Origin of the sequence: Bradyrhizobium sp. USDA 326, from assembly GCF_049739485.1 — a bacterium.
Classification (GTDB): Bacteria; Pseudomonadota; Alphaproteobacteria; order Rhizobiales; family Xanthobacteraceae; genus Bradyrhizobium.
The window spans coordinates 1,313,678-1,333,768 of the sequence record NZ_JBMGQA010000001.1; the positions used below are offsets into that span (position 1 = coordinate 1,313,678).

Below are 20,091 nucleotides of genomic sequence, written 5' to 3' on the forward strand. Positions count from 1 at the left end.
CCTCACGCGCCCTCGAACTGCAACCGCGCCAGCCTCGCATAAAGTCCGTTCGTCGCCACCAGTTCGGCATGCGTGCCCTGCTCGACGATCCGGCCCTGGTCCATCACCAGGATGCGGTCGCAGGAGAGCACGGTTGCGAGGCGATGGGCGATCACCAGCGTGGTGCGGTGGCGCATCAGCTCTTCCAGCGCGGTCTGCACCAACGTCTCGCTTTCGGCATCGAGTGCGGAGGTGGCCTCGTCCAGCAACAGCAGCGGCGCGTCGCGCAGGATGGCGCGGGCGATCGCGATGCGCTGGCGCTGGCCGCCGGAAAGCGTCACGCCGCGCTCGCCGAGCGCCGTCTCGAAACCCTCGGGCAGGCGGCGGATGAACTCGGCGGCATGCGCCAGCTCGGCGGCGCGCTCGACCTCGGCATCGGTCGCATCGGGCCGGCCGAACCGGATGTTCTCGCGGGCAGTCGCGGCGAACACCACCGAGTCCTGCGGCACCAGCGCGATGCGGGCCCGGAAATCTCTGGGGTCGGCGGATTTGACCGGCACGCCGTCGAGCGAGATCGTCCCGCTGCGCGGGTCGTAGAAGCGCAGCAACAGATGAAAGATCGTGCTCTTGCCGGCGCCGGAGGGACCGACGATCGCGACTTTCTCGCCGGGGCGCACCGTGAACGACACGGCGTCGAGCACCTTGACGTCGGACCGCGCCGGATAGGCGAAGCTGACCTGGTCGAAGCCGACCTCGCCGCGCGCCGGCACCGGCAGCGCCCGCGGCGCCGCGGGCGCCGTGATCTCGGGCTTCACGTGCAGGATCTCGAACAGGCGCTCGGCAGCGCCCGAGGCCGCCGAGACCTCGCCCCAGACCTCGCTGAGCTGGCCGAGGCCCGCCGCGGCGAACACGGCGTAAAGCACGAACTGGCCGAGCCGGCCCGGCGTGATCGCGCCGGAGAGCACATCATGCGAGCCGATCCAGAGGATGGCGACCACGCTTGCGAACACGATGAAGATGATGATCGCCGTGAGCACGGCGCGGGCCTGGGTCGAGGTTCGCGCGGCTTCATAGGCCTCTTCGACCTCGCCGCCGAAACGCTTCTCGGCAAATTGCTCGCTGGTATAGGCCTGCACGGTACGGATCGCGCCGACCAGCTCGCCGGCATAGGCCGAGGCTTCGGCGAGCGTGTCCTGCGCATTGCGCGACAGCCGCCGCACCCAGCGCCCGAAGGCCACCAGCGGCAGCACGATCAAGGGAATGGCCAGCAGCACGAAGCCGGACAGCTTCGGGCTAGTGATCACCATCATCGCCGCGGCGCCCAGGAACATCATCAGGTTGCGCAGCGCGATCGAGACCGAGGCGCCGACGGCCGATTTGAGCTGGGTGGTGTCGGCGGTGAGCCGCGAGATCAATTCGCCGCTGCGAGCGGAATCGAAGAAGGCGGGGGACAGCGAGAGCAGATGGGCGAAGACGTCGCGCCTGAGGTCGGCGACGATGCGTTCGCCGATCGTCATCACGAGGTAGTAGCGCGCCGCGCTCGCGAGCGCGAGCACGCCCACCACCGCGAGCATCACCGAGAAGTAGCTGTTGATCAGCTCGATCCCCTCGGGCGTCAGGCCGAAATCGATCATCCTGCGCACCGCGATCGGCACCAGCAGCGTCGTCAGCGCGGCGACCGTGAGCGCGACGAAGGCCAGTGCCGCCCGGCCGCGATAGCGGCTCACATAGGGCGCGAGCGCAAGCAGCGGCCGCAGCTTGGCGCGCCCCTTGGCGGGCTCTTCGATCAGCTCGGCCTCGATCGACGGGATGTCCGCGGCGTTCATTGCGGGCCGATTGACATGCTGGTCATCAAGCCGTTCCACTGCGCTCATGATATCCGACCCATTCTATTGCCTTGCTCCCAATAGGCCGGTGTAGGGGTAGTGGCAAATCCGGGAAGTCCCTTAGGGGTAAGTCCGGTCACCAGCCCGGCATGGCTTGTTTTGCCTGATATCGTGCGGTATAGAGCCGCCCAAATCCGTCATTCGCTAGCCACCCAAGAAGGCGCCGGAGCGCCGAGGAATTGCCATGAAAGCCGAAATTCATCCGGATTATCACACCATTAAGGTCGTCATGACCGACGGAACCGAGTACCTGACCCGCTCGACCTGGGGCAAGGAAGGCGACACGCTGAACCTCGATATCGACCCGAAGTCGCACCCGGCCTGGACCGGCGGCTCCACGCAGATCATGGACCGCGGCGGCCGCGTCTCGCGCTTCCAGAAGAAGTTTTCGGGCTTTCTCAAAAAGGATTGAAGCCGGCCGCAAGGCTGGAGACGAAAACGCCCCCGCAGAGACGGGGGCGTTTTTGTTTTCTACTACACCGTCATTCCGGGGCGGCTCGGAGAGCCGAACCCGGAATCTCGGGATTCTCAGGTGCGCAAGTGCGCACCAGGGTTCGCGCGTCGCGCGCCCCGGGATGACAGCGTGAGACTTACCGCTCGAACGCCGCCTTCAGCGCATTGAGGTGCGGCACCAGCGGATTGCCGATCGCCACCTGCTCGGCCGGCGGCGTGTGGATCGTGCTGTCGAGGCGGCGCACGCGGGTCTGCAGACTCATCGAGCGATGGATCAGCTCCTGGAGTTGCGCGGGCAGCTTCTCGATGGTGTCGGCGGGACCGGGATCGGCGGCGGTGAGCTTGACCTTGGTCTTCTCGCGGTTGGCCTGGCTCAGCGTCATCTCGCCCTCCTTCACCGCCCGATGCAACAGCAGCCAGGACGCAAGCTGCATCAGGCGCGTGGTGAGACGCATGCTCTCGGTCGCATAGGAGAGGCTGACGGCGCGATCGAGTGCCTTGGCCTCGACGCGGCCGGCGCCGTCGAGATAGGCGGCGGTCTCTTCGACGAGGTCCATGCCTTCACGGAACAGAGCGCCGAACGCCGCAGAATTGGTAAACCGCTCACTGAGCTGAACGAGAGCGCCTTCGGCCTGCAAACGTTCCATGGTTAACGCCCCTTACGCAACTGTCTGACTGTCCGGCTTGGCGCCGGCTTATGATGAACAAATCATTGCGCGCTGGGAGCGCCGAGTCCAGTGACAAGCGCGGATATGGTTTCCGCGCGTCATTCCCCGGAATGCAACTGGGCGGATATTCCTGTTTCGGCGCGTCTTCTCGACGCGAACCGGTATCCGCTCCGCTGGAAAGCGCTTTGCGCAAAAAAAGAGCCGCCGGAGACCGGCGGCTTTGAAAGTTGATAACAGGGAGGCGTCAAACAGAGTGGACAGGAGCCACTCGGTGTCCAAACGAGGACGGTTCCAGTCATAAACCCGAAAGCTTAATCGACCGTAAACGAGCTAATTTTTTGAGAGTTCGTTAGCCATGTCGGCCAGCGGCCGAGCCGGGGTCACGTGCCGCGGACGCAGTGCGGCACGACGCGCTGCACTGCTGAGCCGGGACCCGAGAGTCGTGAATGACTACGTCTTGAAAAGGCTGTTCGCCGCATCGCGCGAGGCGCGCTTCCTGGTGGCGGCTTCCTCCAGTCTCGCGATCTCGGTCTTGAGCAGCGCGACGCGCTCGGTCAGTTCCTCGACCGATAGCAATGAGAGATCCTGGCCGATCTCGTGCGTGATCTTCTTGCGCGGGCGGTCGTCGTCTTCCATCGCCATGGTGTGTCCTCCCGAGCTGCCTGAAGGACGCCGATCTGGCGTTCTCCATACCGAAATGCTATCGCCTTTGTACAAGGAGAAATGTGCAGTGACTTTCGCGAGCGCGCAATATCTGACGCGAATGCCCCGGCCCGACCGCAAGGAGGCTGACCGGACGGGATAAGAGCGCGCATACGCGCGTGAGGCATGAGCCGACCCCAAGCCCTTCCGATCATGCGGGAGGGCTTTTGATTTTCCGGTTTGACTTGTTCCGGGTCGGCATCCCCAAGCGCGAAAGACGCAGCCATGACCAAAATCCTCATCACCAGCGCCCTTCCCTATGTGAACGGCGTCAAGCATCTCGGCAATCTCGTCGGGTCGCTCCTGCCAGCCGATGTCCATGCCCGCTTCAGGCGACAGATCGGCGACGACGTGCTCTTCGTCTGCGCCACGGACGAGCACGGCACGCCGGCCGAGCTCGGTGCCGTTCGCGCCGGACAGGACATCCAGACCTTCTGCAGCACGCAGCACGCAATCCAGGCCGACATCTACCGCCGCTTCGGCCTGTCATTCGACCATTTCGGCCGGACCAGCTCGCCGCAGAATCGCACCCTGACGCAGCACTTCTATCGCAGGCTCGAAGATGGCGGACTGATCGGGGAACGCGCGTTGCAACAGGTCTGGTCCCCCGTGGACGGCCGTTTCCTACCAGACCGCTACGTGCTCGGCACTTGCCCGCATTGTGGCGACCCATCCGCGCGCGGCGACCAATGCGACCGTTGCGGCACCCTGCTCGATCCACCCGAACTGAGCGATCCGCGATCTGCGCTGTCGGGCGACCGCGCGCTGGAGATCCGCGAAAGCCGCCATCTGTTCCTACGACAGTCGCGGCTTCTCGCAGCGTTGAGCGCGTGGATCGATAGCCGATCCGGCTGGCCTGCCTTCGTGGTGTCAACCGCGAAGAGCTGGCTCACGGCGAATTTACGCGATCGCTGCATTACGCGCGATCTGACCTGGGGCATTCCGGTTCCGCGCCGGGGATTCGAAAACAAGGTCTTCTACGTCTGGTTCGACGCGCCGATCGGTTACATCGCAGCCACACAGGAATGGGCCGCCGCCGCGCCAGGCCGAGACTGGCGAAAATGGTGGTGGCAGGCCGATGACGTCCGTTACATCCAGTTCCTCGGCAAGGACAACATCCCATTCCATGCTGTCAGCTTCCCGGCAACGCTGATCGGCTCGAACGAACCGTGGAAAACCGTCGATATCATCAAGGGATTCCACTGGCTGAATTACGAAGGCGGCAAGTTCTCGACCAGCCGCAATCGGGGCATCTTCACAGATCAAGCCCTGGAAGAACTGCCGGCGGATCTCTGGCGCTGGTGGCTGATCGCCAACGCGCCTGAAAGCGCCGACACCGATTTCAGTATCCCGAAGTTCGTCGCCGACGTGAACAAGGATCTCGCGGACATCTTCGGCAACCTCGTCAATCGCATCGTCAGCTTCGCCCATCGGGCCTTCGACGGCCGAATTCCGGAAGGCGGTGCGCCCGGCCCGACCGAACACCGGCTCGCATGCGAACTGGAGCAACGTATCGCGACACTGCGACGCCATCACGAGGCGCTCGAGTTTCGCGCGGCGGCGGCGGCAACTCGCGCGATCTGGGATGTCGCGAATGCTTACCTGCAGCACGCCGCGCCATGGACAGCCAGCAAGTCCGATCCGCTTCGCGCTGCTCTCGTGACACGAACAGGCCTTAATCTGATCAGCGTCTACGCCGTGCTGGCTTGGAGTATCATACCCAGCCTGTCTGAAAATGTGCTGCGCGCCTTCGGTCGCATTGACGCTGTTCCAAGCTGGCCCGTTGGCCCACTCGCGGGCCTGCTCGACGGCGGTGCCGGCACGGCCGTCGCTCCGATCCGCCCACTGGTCGATAAAATCCCTCCCGAGAAAGCACGGAGTCTTGCAGCGCGGTTCGGGCCTTAATGTCGTTTCACTTTGGCGGAAAAGGCGATATGCCATCCGCCGATCCCATGCACTCAAGGACACAATCATGGACAAGCTGCCCGCGCAAATGACCGTGATCGCCATCTCCAAGCCCGGCGGACCGGAGGTGCTGGTGCCGGAACAGCGCGCGCTGCCGCAGCCCGGCCCGGACGAGATCCTGGTCAAGGTCGAGGCCGCGGGCGTGAACCGGCCCGATGTCGCGCAGCGTTCCGGCGCCTATCCGCCGCCGCCCGGCGCCAGCGACCTGCCGGGCCTCGAGATCGCCGGTGAGGTGGTGGCGGTCGGCAGCAATGCCAGGCGGCACAAGATCGGCGACAAGGTGATGTCGCTGGTCGCTGGCGGGGGCTATGCGCAGTACTGCATCGCCCAGGATGCCCAGGCGATGAGCGTGCCGCCGGCCTTGTCGATCAAGGAAGCCGGCGCGCTGCCGGAAACCCTGATGACGGTCTGGCACAACGTGTTCGAGCGCGGCGGCCTCAAGGCCGGCGAGACGCTGCTGATCCATGGCGGCTCCTCCGGCATCGGCACCATGGCGATCCAACTTGCGAAAGCATTCGGTGCCAAGGTGTTCGTCACGGTGGGATCGCAGGACAAGATCGACGCCTGCCTCAAGCTGGGCGCCGACCGTGCCATCAATTACAAGACCGAAGACTTCGTCGCCGTGGTCAAGGCCGAGACCAACAACCTTGGCGTCAACCTGATCCTCGACATGGTCGCCGGCGACTATGTCGACCGCAACTATGATGCCGCGGCGGTCGATGGCCGCATCGTCCAGATCGCGACCCTCAACGGCCCCAAGGTCAGCGTCAACATCGCCAAGGTGATGGTCAAGCGCCTGACCCATACCGGCTCGACGCTGCGCCCCCGTACTAATGCGGACAAGGCGGCGATGGTGACCGCGATCGAGGCAAAAGTGATGCCGCTTCTGCGCGAAGGCCGCATCAAGCCGGTGATGGACAGCACTTTCCCGCTGGAAAAGGCGGCGGACGCCCATCGGCGCATGGAAACCAGCGCACATATTGGCAAAATTGTGTTGGAGGCCTAGGCCGCCGGCCCACAGGCCAGGCCGGAAACCCTTTGATTCTCCTCGCTTTCGTGGCATCTATCGCGACGCGCCGAACCACTTCGGTCCGGTCTGAATCGCCTTCTAGATTCGCCTTGCACTGACGAGTTTGCGTCGAACGCGGAGAACTGACCTTGCGTCTGATCAGGTGCCTCGCGCCCATCGCGCTGGGCCTCATGATTCTTGTCGCCGCGTATCCCGCGCGCGCGCTGGACGCCGTCAGCGTCCGCAGCGACGCGCCCGCGATCGACCTCACCGGCGTGCTCGAGCATCAGCGCAGCGATGCCGATCGTATCCAGGTCTCCACCGCGCCCGGCACCGACGGCATCGTCCGCCGCATCGAGGTGCGCGCCCGCGAAGGGGGGCAGAACTGGGTGGTGTTCGCGCTCGCCAACAACACCGACGACCAGCTCGACCGCCTGATCGTCGCCCCGCATTATCGCATCGTCTCCTCGGGGCTGCTGTGGCCCGACCTCGGCCTGTCGCGCATCGCGACCATCACGCCCTCGATCGGCGACCGGCCGGAACGTCAGGAAAGCGCCACCGCCGACGTGTTCCGCATCACGCTCGACCCCGGCGCCGTCGTCACCTTCGTCGCGGAGCTGCGCACCGACAAGCTGCCGCAGCTCTATCTGTGGGAGCCGGAATCCTACAAGGACAAGGTCAATTCCTTCACGCTCTACCAGGGCATCGTGATCGGCATTTCCGGCCTGCTCGCGCTGGTGCTGACCATCCTGTTCGTGGTCAAGGGCAGCATCATGTTCCCGGCCGCCGCGGCGCTGGCCTGGGCGGTGCTGGTCTATATCGGCGTCGATTTCGGCTTCTGGGGCAAGGTGCTCGACATGTCGAACAACGCCGAGCGCATCTGGCGCGCGGCGGGCGAGGCCATCCTTGCGGCCACGCTGCTGGTGTTCTTGTTCGCGTACCTCAATCTCAGCCGCTGGCACGTGCGCTATTCCCACATCACGATCGGCTGGCTCGCCTTCCTCGGCTCCCTGGTGGCGCTGGCGCTGTTCGATCCGGCCGTGGCCTCCGGCATCGCACGCATCTCGCTGGTGCTGATCGCCTTCGCCGGCTTTGCGCTGATCGTCTATCTCTCCACCCACGGCTTCGATCGCGCGGTGCTGTTGATCCCGACCTGGTTCCTGCTGGTGGTCTGGGTGGTCGCGGCCGGCATGACCGTCGCCGGCTCCGTCACCAACGACATCGTCGGCCCGGCCCTGCTCGGGGGCCTCGTGCTGATCGTGATGCTGATCGGATTCACGGTGATGCAGCACGCCTTCGCCGGCGGCGGCGCCACCACCGGCATCGTCTCCGACATCGAGCGGCGAGCGTTGGCGCTCGCCGGCTCCGGCGATCTGATCTGGGATTGGGACGTGTCCGCCGACAAGGTGTTCACCAGTCCCGAGACCGAAGCCCTGCTCGGGCTCAAGCGCGGCACGCTGGAAGGACCCGCGGCGTCCTGGTTAGAGGTGCTGCATCCGCTCGACCAGGACCGTTTCCGCGCCGCACTCGACAGCGTGCTCGACCAGCGCCGCGGCCGCCTGGTGCAGGATTTCCGTCTCCGTACGCCGGACGGCCACTTCATGTGGTTCGCGCTGAAGGCCCGTCCGGTGGTCGGCTCCGACGGCGAGGTCTCGCGGGTCGTCGGCACGCTCACCGACGTCACGGAGCTGCGTAACGCCGAGGAACGCCTGCTGCACGATTCCGTGCATGACAATCTCACCGGCCTGCCCAACCGCAAGCTGTTCATGGACCGGCTGGGTGCTGTCGCCAACTTCGCCAAGACCATGCCGACGCTGCGGCCGACGCTGATGGTGATCGATCTCGACCGCTTCAAGCAGGTCAACGATTCCGTCGGCATCGCGGTCGGGGACTCGATCCTGCTGACGCTGGCCCGCCGCCTCACCCGCATCCTGAAGCCGCAGGACACGCTGGCGCGACTGGCCGGCGACCAGTTCGGCCTGATCCTGCTCTCCGAACAGGACCCGGCCCGCATCACCGCCTTCGCCGAGACCATCCGCAAGACCATCCGCGCGCCGATCGCCTTTAACGACCGCGAGATCTTCCTGACGGCTTCGATCGGCCTCGCCTTGTCCGATCCTCAGACGCAGCTCACGGACGAGATCATCAAGGACGCCGAGCTGGCGATGTATCATTCCAAGCGCATCGGCGGCGACCGCATCGACGTCTACAAGCCCGCCATGCGTGCGCGGAAGACGGACCGGCTGACGCTGGAGAGCGAATTGCGCCGCGCCATCGAGCGGCAGGAGATCACCATCCTTTATCAGCCGATCGTGCGGCTGGAGGATCGTTCGATCGCCGGCTTCGAGGCCCTGGCGCGCTGGGATCATCCCAAGCTCGGACGCATGGCGCCGTCGGAATTCATCACTATAGCCGAAGAGACCGGGCTGATCGTCGACCTCGGCATGTTCGTGCTCGACCAGACTGCAAAGCAGCTCTCGGTGTGGCAGCGCGCGATGCGCTCGCGCGACCCGATCTTCGCCTCCGTCAACGTCTCCTCGCGGCAGCTGCTGCGCCACGACCTCATCCACGACATCCGCACCGTGCTGTCGCGATCCTCGGTGGCGCGCGGCACGCTGAAGCTGGAGCTGACGGAATCGCTGGTGATGGAAAATCCCGAGCACGCGGCGCAGATGCTGACGCGGATCCGCGAGCTCGGCACCGGGCTGTCGCTCGACGATTTCGGCACCGGCCATTCTTCGCTGGCCTATCTCCAGCGTTTCCCGTTCGACACCATCAAGATCGACCAGTCCTTCGTGCGCACCACCAGCCGCGGCACCCGCCCGGTGATCCTGAAGTCGATCATCGCGCTCGCGCACGACCTCGGCATGGACGTGGTGGCGGAAGGCGCCGAGACCGATTCCGATGCGGTCGAGCTCTACCAGATGGGCTGCGAATACGCTCAAGGTTTTGCCTTCGGCGAGCCGATGGACGCCGACGCGGCGATGCGCCTGCTGACGGAAGTGCGGCTGGAAGCGGCGAGCTGACTGCTCTCTTACCCTCCCCTGGAGGGGGAGGGTGGGTCTCGCGCTAGCGCCGTCGATCACCCTTCTGCTTCCTGAACCGCACGCTCGCACCGTCCGGCATCCGTGTCGCCACGAATCCCGCGGCGAGGCAGGCTTCGCGTTGCGGCATCTGGATGTCGGGGCTGCGCAGGCTGTCCCACCAGGAGGCACGCTGGGCTGCGCGCGGCAGCGCGGCGCCGATGATCTCCTCGATCTGCTCGAAGCTCAGCACGAACTCCTCCTGCTTCTGCCGCAGCAGATAGTCGCGCAACGCGTCGTAGTCGTTCACAAGCGTCCTCTCGTCCGAAGTCCCGTCCGATCTGCCTAAAACCGTTCGATCCATAAACCGATTCTTAACTCATTGCGGTCGTGCCGTCCTGCCTTAAACACTACTCAAGCTTTCGGGCGCATCCACTGGTGGCGGGAGCGAACGATGCCCTTTGGATGGCGCGGAATTACGGCCCGGCGGCCGTGGCGAATTTCGGCGAAACTGCTGATCATCTCGTCCGTGGTGACGGTGATCGGCTTCTCGGCCGTCTGCGTCAACGTGATGCTGGACATGCGCCGCGGCGAGGAGGCGCTCGCCCGCCAGACGCTGGAGAACCTCGCAACCACCATCGAGTCCGACATCGGCCGCAACATCGAGATCTACGACCTGTCGCTGAAGGCGGTCGCCAGCAACATGCTGCTGCCCGAGCTCGCAACAGTCTCCAAGACGATCCGCCACCTGATCCTGTTCGACCACGCGACGACGGCCCGGCATTTCGGCGCCATCCAGGTATTCGATGCCGAGGGCCAGCTGACCATCGACGCTTCCACGCTCGATCCCCTCGCCGAGAATCGCAGCGAGGAGGACTATTTCACCGTCCACCGCGACAATCCCGAAGCCGGGCTCTTCATCAGCCGCCCGATGCTGTTCCGCGGCGCCTATTCGATCGTGCTGAGCCGGCGCATCAGCGATACCGACGGCGGCTTCCTCGGCGTCGTCGCAGGCTCGATTCGCTTCAGCTATTTCCACGAATTGTTCGAACGGCTGAATCTCGACACTGAAGACACCATCACCGTGCTCAGGCGCGACCGCACCATCATCATGCGGCGGCCGTTCGATCTCGACGTCATCGGCACGAACCTGAGCGACCGGCGGAGCTGGAACGCCGACAATCTCCGGGCCGGCACCTCCTATTCCGGACAGGGCCCGGTCGATCCGACGCCGCGGCTCTATGTCCGCAGCGGCGACAGCGGACCGCTGTTCGTGGTGGCGGGCAAGCCCCTGACCGCAGTGTTCGCACTCTGGCAGAGGGAGGCGTTCCGCATCGGCGCCGTGGTGCTGGCACTCGCGCTGTTCGTGCTGGGATCGACCCTCGTGCTCGCGCGCGAGATCGGCCGGCGCGCCGAGGCCGAGCGCAAGCTCGAGGAGATGGCGACGACGGACGCGCTCACGGGCCTGAGGAACCGCCGCAAGTTCGATTCCGTCATCGACGTCGAATGGCGGCGCGCCATGCGCCAGAAGGCGCCGATCGCGCTGCTCATGATCGATGCCGATCATTTCAAGGCCTACAACGACACGTTCGGCCATCAGGCGGGCGACCAGGTGCTGGTCGGCATCGCCATCTGCATTTCCGATTCCGTGAGCCGCGCCGGCGACTGCGCCGCGCGCTACGGCGGCGAGGAATTCGCCGTTTTGCTGCCGAACACCTCGGCCGACGACGCCTTCAAGGTCGCCGAGAAGATCCGCCTCAAGGTGCAGGGCTGGTCCGACGATCAGGCGGCATCGACGGTCTCCTGCGGCATCGCCAGCCTCGTGCCCGCGGCCGGCATGGACTGGCCGGTCCTGGTCGCCGCCGCCGACAAGGCGCTCTATGCCGCGAAAGCCGGCGGGCGCAACCAGTCGGTGGTTGCGAGCTTGCCTCAGCTGTCGCTGGTGGCGTGAGGCGTTCTCTCCCCGTCATTGGGTGTAACGCGATCCACCAAATACTCAGTGTCGTCCCTGCGAACGCAGGGACCCATAACCACAGGGAGTGGTTTGGCGATGACACGTCGTTCGGTACTCCGACCGAACGCGATCGAGGGATCACGCGGTATGGATCCCTGCGTTCGCAGGGACGACACCGGGGGTGTGACTATGATTGCGCCAGATACTTCTTCATCTCGGCGATCAACCCCTCGCGCAATTCCGGGCGCTTCATGCCGTAGGCGATGTTGGCGCGCAGGAAGCCGGGCTTGGAGCCGCAATCATGGCGCTCGCCCGCGAACTCGACGCCGTAGAATTTCTGCGTCCTGGCAAGCCCGATCATGGCGTCGGTGAGCTGTATCTCGCCGCCGGCGCCGCGCTCTTGGGTCTCCAGGATCTTGAAGATCTCCGGCTGAAGGATGTAGCGGCCGGTGATCGAGAGATTGGAGGGCGCCGTGCCCTTGGCCGGCTTCTCGACCATGCCGTCGACCTCGAACATCTTGCCGTTGCGCTTGCCGACGCCGCAGATGCCGTATTGATGGGTCAGATGATCGGGCACCGCCTCGACCGCGATCAGATTGGATTTCTCGCCAAGTGAGGATGCCATCTCGATCATCTGCTTCAGGCAGCCCGGCGTGTTGAGCACGAGTTCGTCGGGCAGGACCACGGCGAACGGCTCGTCGCCGACGATGTCGCGTGCGCACCAGACCGCGTGGCCGAGGCCGAGCGGCGCCTGCTGGCGGGTGAAGCTGACGGCACCGGCTTCCGGCTGGTTCTGCGCCAGGATGTCCTGCTCGGCCTTCTTGCCACGCGCGGCCAGCGTCGTGTCGAGCTCGAACATGCGGTCGAAATGATCCTCTATGACACTCTTGTTGCGGCCGGTGACGAAGATGAAGTGCTCGATACCGGCTTCCTTCGCCTCGTCATAGACGTACTGGATCAGCGGCTTGTCGACGATGGTCAACATTTCCTTCGGCATCGCCTTGGTGGCAGGCAGGACGCGGGTGCCGAGGCCGGCGACGGGGAATACAGCTTTACGAATTCTCATGTGATCGATCGAATACCTGGGGACACATGTGACGGGAGCAATGGCATCTTGCTAGCCTGTTTGCAGCTGGCAACAAAGGCGGATGTGGGGCCTCGCCCCGACAGAGTTAAGAAAAAGGCCGTCACCAAAATTTCACCTTTGTTAAGCTATTGGCAACGCTAACCGGGCCTCCTGTGTCGGATTTTTCAGGCCGACGGGTGGAACATGATGCAAACGATGGCAGGGCTGGCAAAACGGGCGGGATTTCTGACCGGCGCAGCGATGGTTGCCACCGCTTCGCTGCTGCCGGCCTGCGCGCACGCCCAGGCGCAGAACGGCCTGTCCAATCTGTTCGGCGGGATCTTTTCCGGCTCCAATCCGGCACCTTCGCAAGCGCCGCCCGGGCCCGGCGGCGCTCAACCTTGGAGCGGCGAGGACGGCGCCTCCGGTCATCCGCTGATGACGGCCGCCGCGATCCGCGAGGCCGCGGGCAAATTCAGCAATTGCGTCGCCGCGATGTGGCCCGATGCCGCACGGCGCAACATTACCCAGGAGAATTTCCAGCGTTTCACGGCCGGGCTCTCACCCGACCTGCGCATCATGGACCTGATGGACTCGCAGCCGGAGTTCACCAAGTCTATCTGGGACTATCTCGACATTCTCGTGAACGACAACCGCCTCGCCAGGGGCCGCGAGATCCTCGCCAAGTACAAGGCGCAGTTCGACGCCACCGAAAGGGCCACCGGCGTCGACCGCTACATCATCGCCTCGATCTGGGGCATCGAGTCCAACTATTCGACGCAGATGGGCGACCGCAGCGTGCTGCAATCGACCGCGACGCTCGCCTGCATCGGCCGCCGCCAGGCCTACTTCAAGGACGAATTCCTCTCCGCGCTGGAGATCCTCAATCGCGGCGATTTGCGTCCGGAGCAGCTGCGCGGCTCCTGGGCCGGCGCCTTCGGCCCGACGCAGTTCATGCCGACCGCGTTCAAGCGCTTTGCGGTCGACGGCGACGGTGACGGACGGCGCGACGTCGTCGACAATCCCACCGACCTGATCGCCTCCACCGCCAACAACCTGAAGAAGGACGGCTGGCAGTCCGGCCAGACCTGGGGGTACGAGGTCGTGGTGCCCCAGGGCTTCAACTACATGCTGGCCGACCGCGCCAAGGCGATGACGATCGCGCAATGGGAGAAGCTTGGGCTGAAGCGGGCGACGGGGCAGCCCTTCCCGCACCCGGCGGAGAAAGCCTATCTGCTGGCACCGGCCGGCGCGCAAGGACCGGGCTTCCTGATGCTGCAGAATTACCGCGTCATCATGAAGTACAATCCAGCCGAGGCCTATGCGCTGGCGATCGGCCATTTCGCCGACCGCCTGCGCGGGGGCCAGCCCTTCGTGCAGCCCTGGCCGCGCCAGGAGCGGGAGCTGGCGCGCACCGAGCGGCTGGAACTGCAGCAGCTGCTGGCCCAGCGCGGCTTCTACAAGGGCACCCCGGACGGCCAGTTCGGCGGTCAGACCCGGGAAGCCCTGCGCAACTTCCAGACCTCGATCGGGGTGCCCGCCGACGGGTTTGCCTCATCGGACGTGCTGGACCGGCTGCGCGGGCGGTAAAATCGCGCCGAAAGTAACCCTGAGGCGGGATTTCGATAGGCAGCCTTGACGGCGGCGGCCGTTCCCCGGCCTATGGAGAAGAATCTGCAAAGAGAATCTGCCCGTTTGCGGCCTGATTCCGTTATTATATTGAGTGCTTCCAATCCCCTCGCGCGCCCGAGATCGCATGTCGAAGAAGTCCCTGTTCAAGGTGCTGACCGAGACCGGCCCGCTGATCGCGCTGGGGACGGCGCTTGCGATCCTGGTCTCGGTCGCAGGACCTGCCTCGGCGCAGTTCTTCAATTTTCCCGGTTTCGGCGGCCCGCCGCAGCGCGCGGCCCCGCCCCCGCCACGGGGCGGAGGTGGCGGCGGATGGTTCGGCGGCGACTTCTTCGCACCGTACCCGCAGCAACAGCCGCAGGCGCCGCGCCAGGATTTCTCGCGCGCACCGGGGCCGGCCAAGCGCGACACGATCCCTGAGAAGAACGTGCTGGTGATCGGCGACGCCATGGCCGACTGGCTCGCCTATGGCCTCGAAGACGCCTACAGCGAGCAGCCCGACATCGGCGTGATCCGCAAGCACAAGACCACATCCGGTCTCATCAAATATCAGCCGAAGGGTGAGCCTGCGGACTGGGCGGCGGCGGCCAAGGGCATTCTCGAGACCGAAAAGCCCGACGTGATCGTGGTCATGCTCGGCCTCAACGACCGCATCGCGATCCGCGAGCCAGCCGCCGAAAAGCCGGACAAGGCATCTGACAAGGACAAGAAGAACGACAAGGGTGCGCGCGCCAAGCCGCAGGCAAAGCCGGGTGACGCCAAGCCCGGTGACGCCAAGTCCGGCGACGCCAAGCCCAATGGCACCGATACCGCGGCCAAGCCCGACGACAAGCCTGCCGATGTCGACCTGCCGCAGGACGATGCCGACAATGCCGACACGCCTGCGGCCGCGCCGGAGAAGACCGCGCGCAACCCGAACGGCCTCTACGAATTCCGCGACGACCGGTGGGTCGAGCTCTACGGCAAGAAGATCGAGGAGCTCGCGGGCGTCCTCAAGTCCAAGGGCGTGCCTGTGCTCTGGGTCGGCCTGCCCGCAGTGCGCGGACCGAAGGGCACCGCGGACACCCTGTTCCTGGATTCGCTGTACCGTGAGGGCGCAGCCAAGGCCGGCATCACCTATGTCGATGTGTGGGACGGCTTCGTCGACGAAGCCGGCCGCTTCCTCCAGAAGGGCCCGGACTTCGAAGGCCAGATCCGTCAGCTCCGCAGCTCCGATGGCGTCTATTTCACCAAGGCCGGCGCCCGCAAGCTCGCACACTATGTCGAGCGCGAGATCACGCGCCTGCTTGCGGGACGCTCCGGCCCGATCGCGCTGCCCAGCGAGCCCGCTACCCCCGATACCAGCGCCGAGCCGGGCAAGCCGGCGCCGCGTCCGCTGGCGGGGCCGATCGTGCCGCTGGTAGCGGCTTCGATCTCGACCGATCAATTGCTGGGTGGGCCGGGCACGCGTCCCGCTGCCGTCGATGCGCTCGCGGCCAAGACCATGGTGAAGGGCGAACCGCTGGCAGCTCCGGCCGGCCGCGCCGACGATTATGCCTGGCCGCACCGGGAAGTCGGCCGTGAGCAGGCCAAGGGCGACACGCCAATCGCCGCAACGACGCCCGACGGCGGCGCGGCTCAGCGTTCGCCGGGAGCGACTGCGGTGATCGCGCCGCCGAAGCTCGCGCCGAAGAAGCCGCAGGTCCCGCCGCAGCAGCCGGCCCAGGCAACGCCCGCAGTCCGGGATTTCTTCGGCTTCGGCTCTCCGCAGCCCCGGCAATGGACGCCGGCCCCAGGGCCGCGCAATCCGAATTCCAATCCGGGGATTCCGCGCCCGCCTGCCAATGTCGGGCGATCGGCGGAGATGTTCCGGTAATCTGTCTTGTGATTTGAGATGACATTCCGGGACGCAGGCAGCGCGGCCCATCAGCCCCGCCATCGCTACCGGTGAAGGAATTCCGGGCTCGCACCGGAAGGTGCGAGCCCGGAATGACGTGGCATTGGCTCGGCCCTAGTAGCGCCAGCGCGGCGGTGGGCGGCGGGCCGGCCGCGACATCAGGAGCGCCAGCGCGAAACCGATGCCGCCGGCGACCAGCAGCGCGCCGAGCGGGTTGTCCTGCACTTTCTGCGCGATTGCCTTCGAGCCGTCGCGAAAAGTGTCGCCACTGTTCTCGTAGGCGTCCTTGGCATAGCTTGCGGCGGTGTCCGTGGCGTCACGCACTGCATCCTTGGCCTGGCCGTAGAGATTCTGCACCGTGCCCGCGGCCTCTCGCGCCTTGCCCGACGCCTGCGTCTTCGCATCGCCTGCCATGTCTCCGACCGCGCCTTCCGCGCGTCCGGCATATTCCTTGGCCGATCCAACAATCCGATCCGTATCCATGATGCTCCTCCTCGGGGGTCAGCCCAAGTAACCGACCAGAAGCAGTGCAGTTCCACGTGATCAGAGAATGAGACCGCCATCGACGACCAGCGTCTGGCCGATGATGTAGGACGACAGCGGCGAAGCCAGGAACAGCGCCGCGCCCGCCATGTCGGCCGGCGTGCCCAATCGCCGCAGCGGGATGCGCGCGAGCGCGCCTTCGAGCCGCTTCGGATTGTCGGTCGTCACCTTCGTCATCTTGGTGTCGACGAGCCCGGGCGCGATGCCGTTGACGCGAATGCCGTCCTCGGCCCAGGCCTCGCCCAGCGTCCGCGTCAATCCGACCGCACCGGTCTTTGACGCATTGTAGGCGGGATTGCCCATGGTGGAATGATAGGCGGCGGTCGAGGACACGATGATCAGCGAGCCCCTGGAATCCCGCAACATGGAATGAAAGCGCGTCGCGCAGGCCATCAGGCTCATCAGGTTGACCTCGACCACCTTGCGAAAGCCAGCCATCTCGAACTCGCCGCGGCGATAGAGCACCGCGCCCTGCGCGAGCACGAGTACGTCGAGCCTGTCGAAGGAGGGCTTGAAGGCCTCGACCGCTCCGGCATTGCCGACGTCGAGGTGTGCATAGGCGAGGCCCGTGAGATCGGAGCCTTCCTCGATGGAATATTCCGCAGCCCGAGCACGCGTGCCGCAAACCGCGACATGTGCGCCTCTCGTGCGAAAAGCCTGCGCGATGCCGTTGCCGATGCCGCTGGAACCGCCGACCACCAGCACTTGCCTGCCTGAGAAATCGAGCTCGTTCGCCATCGCGGCCTCCCCTTTGTCTTGCTTGTTTGACCTGTCTGCGGATCGATGCCAGCCTTGTCAATCACAACAAGAACAAGCACGGCGTGAGGAAACAGCATGTCCGACTCCAGGGAGCTCAGCCGGTCCGTGAAGGGCCTGACCGTTCTCGTCACCGGCGCAGCCAGCGGCATGGGACGCGCGACCGCGCGCGTGTTCGCCGCCGAGGGCGCGAACGTGGCCGTCACGGATTTCGACGAGCAAGGCGCGCATGCTGTCGTCAGGGAAATTGCGGCGAGCGGCGGCTCAGCAAGGGCGTGGAAGCTCGACGTTGCCGACGGCGGCGAGATCAAGCGTGTGGTCGGCGATGTCGCCGCACATTTCGGGGCCATCGACATCGTCGTCAACAATGCCGGCATCTCCGTGCGTGTCGCGATCGACGACGAGGCGGCCTATGAGGACGCCTGGGCCAGGGGCATCGCCGTGATGTTGACGGCGCATCCGCGCATCATCCGCGCTGCGCTGCCCCATTTGCGCAAGTCGAAGAGCCCGCGCATCGTCAACATCGCCTCGACCGAGGCGCTCGGGGCCACCGCATTGCACAGCCCATATTCGGCAGCGAAAGGTGGCGTTGCGAGCCTCACCCGCTCGCTGGCGGTGGAGCTCGGCCGCGAGGGCATCACCGTCAACTGCATCTGCCCCGGGCCGATCCGCACCGCCATCACCGACCGCATCTCCGAGGAGCACAAGACCATCTACGCCAAGCGCCGCACCGCACTCGGCCGTTATGGCGACCCCGAGGAGGTCGCGCATATGACGCTGAGCCTGTGCCTGCCGGCAGCGTCGTTCCTCACCGGCGCGGTGATCCCGGTCGATGGCGGCCTGATGGCGCGCAACGCCTGAGAGCCATGCGCTCGAAGCGTTGACAACGACTGACGCGGGAGTAGCTTTTTCCTCAACAGAGCGGGAATAACCGCTCGCGACCCGCGGGAGAGAACGTCATGACGATCGCCATCCGGCAGCTTCAGAAGCATTTTGTCGGCGAGGTTTCCGGCCTCGACTTGCGAAAGCCTCTCACACCGGATGAAGCGCGCCAGGTCGAGGCGGCCATGGACAAATATGCGGTTCTGGTTTTCCACGACCAGGACATCAATGACGAGCAGCAGATGGCTTTCGCGCTGAATTTCGGCCGGCGCGAGGACGCGCGCGGCGGCACCGTGACCAAGGAGAAGGACTACCGGCTGCAATCCGGCCTGAACGACGTCTCCAATCTTGGCAAGGACGGCAAGCCGCTTGCGAAGGACAGCCGCACGCATCTGTTCAACCTCGGCAACTGCCTCTGGCACTCCGACAGCTCGTTCCGTCCCATCCCGGCGAAATTCTCGCTGCTGTCGGCGCGCGTGGTGAACCCGAAGGGCGGCAACACCGAATTCGCCGACATGCGCGCGGCCTATGACGCACTCGACGACGAGACCAAGGCGGAGATCGAGGACCTCGTCTGCGAGCACTCGCTGATGTATTCGCGGGGATCGCTCGGCTTCACCGAATACACCGACGAAGAGAAGGAGATGTTCAAGCCGGTGCTGCAACGGTTGGTGCGGACCCATCCCGTCCATCGCCGCAAATCGCTGTATCTCTCTTCGCATGCCGGCAAGGTCGTCGGCATGAGCGTGCCCGAGGGCCGCTTGCTGCTGCGCGACCTGAACGAGCATGCGACGCAGCCGGAATTCGTCTATGTCCACAAATGGAAGCTGCATGACCTCGTGATGTGGGACAACCGCCAGACCATGCACCGCGTCCGCCGCTACGACCAGTCCCAGCCCCGCGACATGCGCCGGGCGACGGTGGCGGGGACTGAGCCGACGGTGCAGCAGCAGGCGGCGGAGTAGGCGCGTCTTATTCCGCTGTCGTCCCCGCCTTCGCGGGCACGACAGCGGAGGGTTTGCGACAGCAGCACTGACGCTACGCGTGTCCGGCCTCGTTCGAGAGCATGCCGGGATCGATGCCGATCTTCTGCAAGGCGCGGTTGTACTTGTCGTCGACGTCGTCGCCGAAAATCAGATCGGCATCCGCATCGCAATGCAGCCAGCCGTTGCTCTGGATCTCCGTCTCGAGCTGTCCCGGTGCCCAGCCGGCATAGCCGAGCGCGAGGATGGCGTGCTTGGGACCGGAGCCGTGGGCGATCGCGCGCAGGATGTCGACGGTCGCGGTGAGGCAGACGCCGTCATCGATCCGCAGCGTCGCGTTCTCGATGTAGAAGTCGCTGGAATGCAGCACGAAGCCGCGGCCGGTGTCGACCGGTCCGCCCCGCAGCACCTTCATGCTTTCGGCATTCTCCGGCAGCTTGATGTGCTCGCCCTTCCTGATGATGCCGAGCTGCTGCAACAGCTCGGGGAAGTCGATGCTGCCGGCGGGGTGGTTCACGATGATGCCCATCGCTCCCTCGGCCGAATGGGCGCAGAGATAGATTACCGACCGCTCGAACCGGGAATCGCCCATCACGGGCATCGCAATCAGGAGCCGGCCGTCGAGATAACCGGCCGAATTGGGCAGTGCGGGGCCCGAGCTGCGGGTGCCTTCGCCCGTCCTCTTGCCTGTGGGAGCCATCGGTGAAGCACTCCGGT

General features: G+C 65.3%; 17 protein-coding genes. 9 read left to right on the plus strand and 8 right to left on the minus strand.

Annotated elements, in window-relative coordinates; all coding sequences use genetic code 11:
- Positions 1-2: 2 nt before the first annotated feature.
- On the minus strand, positions 3-1,853 hold the full coding sequence (locus ABIG06_RS06290; RefSeq protein ID WP_370135140.1) for an ABC transporter ATP-binding protein/permease: 1,851 nt from the start codon (positions 1,851-1,853) through the stop codon (positions 3-5).
- A gap of 196 nt (positions 1,854-2,049) precedes the next feature.
- Between ABIG06_RS06290 and rpmE the strand changes: the two genes are divergently transcribed.
- On the plus strand, positions 2,050-2,277 hold the full coding sequence (gene rpmE, locus ABIG06_RS06295) for a 50S ribosomal protein L31 (protein ID WP_028182497.1): 228 nt from the start codon (positions 2,050-2,052) through the stop codon (positions 2,275-2,277).
- Between the two features lie 178 nt (positions 2,278-2,455).
- On the opposite strand, the gene ABIG06_RS06300 is transcribed toward rpmE, so the two are convergent.
- On the minus strand, positions 2,456-2,965 hold the full coding sequence (locus ABIG06_RS06300; protein ID WP_124159190.1) for a DUF1465 family protein: 510 nt from the start codon (positions 2,963-2,965) through the stop codon (positions 2,456-2,458).
- Positions 2,966-3,436: 471 nt separating this feature from the next.
- Positions 3,437-3,628, minus strand: coding sequence for a DUF1192 domain-containing protein (locus tag ABIG06_RS06305; RefSeq protein ID WP_124159191.1), 192 nt, complete (start codon positions 3,626-3,628; stop codon positions 3,437-3,439).
- 285 nt (positions 3,629-3,913) lie between these two features.
- Between ABIG06_RS06305 and metG the strand changes: the two genes are divergently transcribed.
- From metG to ABIG06_RS06320, 3 genes are all read left to right on the plus strand, one after another.
- Entirely contained in the window at positions 3,914-5,593 is a 1,680-nt protein-coding gene (gene metG, locus ABIG06_RS06310) for a methionine--tRNA ligase (RefSeq protein ID WP_370135144.1), read from the plus strand.
- A gap of 67 nt (positions 5,594-5,660) precedes the next feature.
- The gene (locus ABIG06_RS06315) at positions 5,661-6,659 is read left to right on the plus strand and encodes an NAD(P)H-quinone oxidoreductase (protein WP_370135146.1); all 999 of its coding nucleotides are present in this window, start codon (positions 5,661-5,663) and stop codon (positions 6,657-6,659) included.
- A gap of 152 nt (positions 6,660-6,811) precedes the next feature.
- On the plus strand, positions 6,812-9,688 hold the full coding sequence (locus ABIG06_RS06320) for an EAL domain-containing protein (RefSeq protein ID WP_061880935.1): 2,877 nt from the start codon (positions 6,812-6,814) through the stop codon (positions 9,686-9,688).
- Positions 9,689-9,731: 43 nt separating this feature from the next.
- Here the strand turns inward: ABIG06_RS06320 and ABIG06_RS06325 are convergent, their stop codons facing one another.
- Complete coding sequence (locus ABIG06_RS06325) at positions 9,732-9,995, minus strand: DUF7662 domain-containing protein (RefSeq protein ID WP_199751376.1); 264 nt, start codon at positions 9,993-9,995, stop codon at positions 9,732-9,734.
- A 144-nt stretch (positions 9,996-10,139) separates the two neighbouring features.
- Here ABIG06_RS06325 and ABIG06_RS06330 point away from each other — a divergent pair, with 144 nt between their 5' ends.
- The gene (locus ABIG06_RS06330) at positions 10,140-11,636 is read left to right on the plus strand and encodes a sensor domain-containing diguanylate cyclase (protein WP_124159195.1); all 1,497 of its coding nucleotides are present in this window, start codon (positions 10,140-10,142) and stop codon (positions 11,634-11,636) included.
- A 190-nt stretch (positions 11,637-11,826) separates the two neighbouring features.
- On the opposite strand, the gene ABIG06_RS06335 is transcribed toward ABIG06_RS06330, so the two are convergent.
- Positions 11,827-12,705 carry a UTP--glucose-1-phosphate uridylyltransferase gene (locus ABIG06_RS06335; RefSeq protein ID WP_370135149.1) on the minus strand — a complete coding sequence of 293 codons (879 nt, stop codon included), beginning with the start codon at positions 12,703-12,705 and terminating at the stop codon, positions 11,827-11,829.
- Between the two features lie 207 nt (positions 12,706-12,912).
- Between ABIG06_RS06335 and ABIG06_RS06340 the strand changes: the two genes are divergently transcribed.
- Positions 12,913-14,295, plus strand: coding sequence for a lytic murein transglycosylase (locus ABIG06_RS06340; protein ID WP_370140800.1), 1,383 nt, complete (start codon positions 12,913-12,915; stop codon positions 14,293-14,295).
- Positions 14,296-14,461: 166 nt separating this feature from the next.
- On the plus strand, positions 14,462-16,189 hold the full coding sequence (locus ABIG06_RS06345) for an SGNH family hydrolase (RefSeq protein ID WP_370135152.1): 1,728 nt from the start codon (positions 14,462-14,464) through the stop codon (positions 16,187-16,189).
- A 135-nt stretch (positions 16,190-16,324) separates the two neighbouring features.
- Here the strand turns inward: ABIG06_RS06345 and ABIG06_RS06350 are convergent, their stop codons facing one another.
- Both ABIG06_RS06350 and ABIG06_RS06355 read right to left on the minus strand, forming a co-directional pair.
- Positions 16,325-16,693: a CsbD family protein gene (locus tag ABIG06_RS06350; protein WP_124159198.1), complete on the minus strand. Its 369-nt coding sequence runs from the start codon at positions 16,691-16,693 to the stop codon at positions 16,325-16,327.
- A 60-nt stretch (positions 16,694-16,753) separates the two neighbouring features.
- A complete protein-coding gene (locus ABIG06_RS06355) occupies positions 16,754-17,491 on the minus strand; it encodes an SDR family NAD(P)-dependent oxidoreductase (RefSeq protein WP_370135155.1) in 738 nt (245 codons plus the stop codon).
- 96 nt (positions 17,492-17,587) lie between these two features.
- Here ABIG06_RS06355 and ABIG06_RS06360 point away from each other — a divergent pair, with 96 nt between their 5' ends.
- The gene (locus tag ABIG06_RS06360; RefSeq protein ID WP_370135157.1) at positions 17,588-18,370 is read left to right on the plus strand and encodes an SDR family NAD(P)-dependent oxidoreductase; all 783 of its coding nucleotides are present in this window, start codon (positions 17,588-17,590) and stop codon (positions 18,368-18,370) included.
- 98 nt (positions 18,371-18,468) lie between these two features.
- Positions 18,469-19,356: a TauD/TfdA dioxygenase family protein gene (locus ABIG06_RS06365; RefSeq protein ID WP_370135159.1), complete on the plus strand. Its 888-nt coding sequence runs from the start codon at positions 18,469-18,471 to the stop codon at positions 19,354-19,356.
- Positions 19,357-19,429: 73 nt separating this feature from the next.
- On the opposite strand, the gene ABIG06_RS06370 is transcribed toward ABIG06_RS06365, so the two are convergent.
- Complete coding sequence (locus tag ABIG06_RS06370) at positions 19,430-20,074, minus strand: YqgE/AlgH family protein (protein WP_124159201.1); 645 nt, start codon at positions 20,072-20,074, stop codon at positions 19,430-19,432.
- Positions 20,075-20,091: the final 17 nt, after the last annotated feature.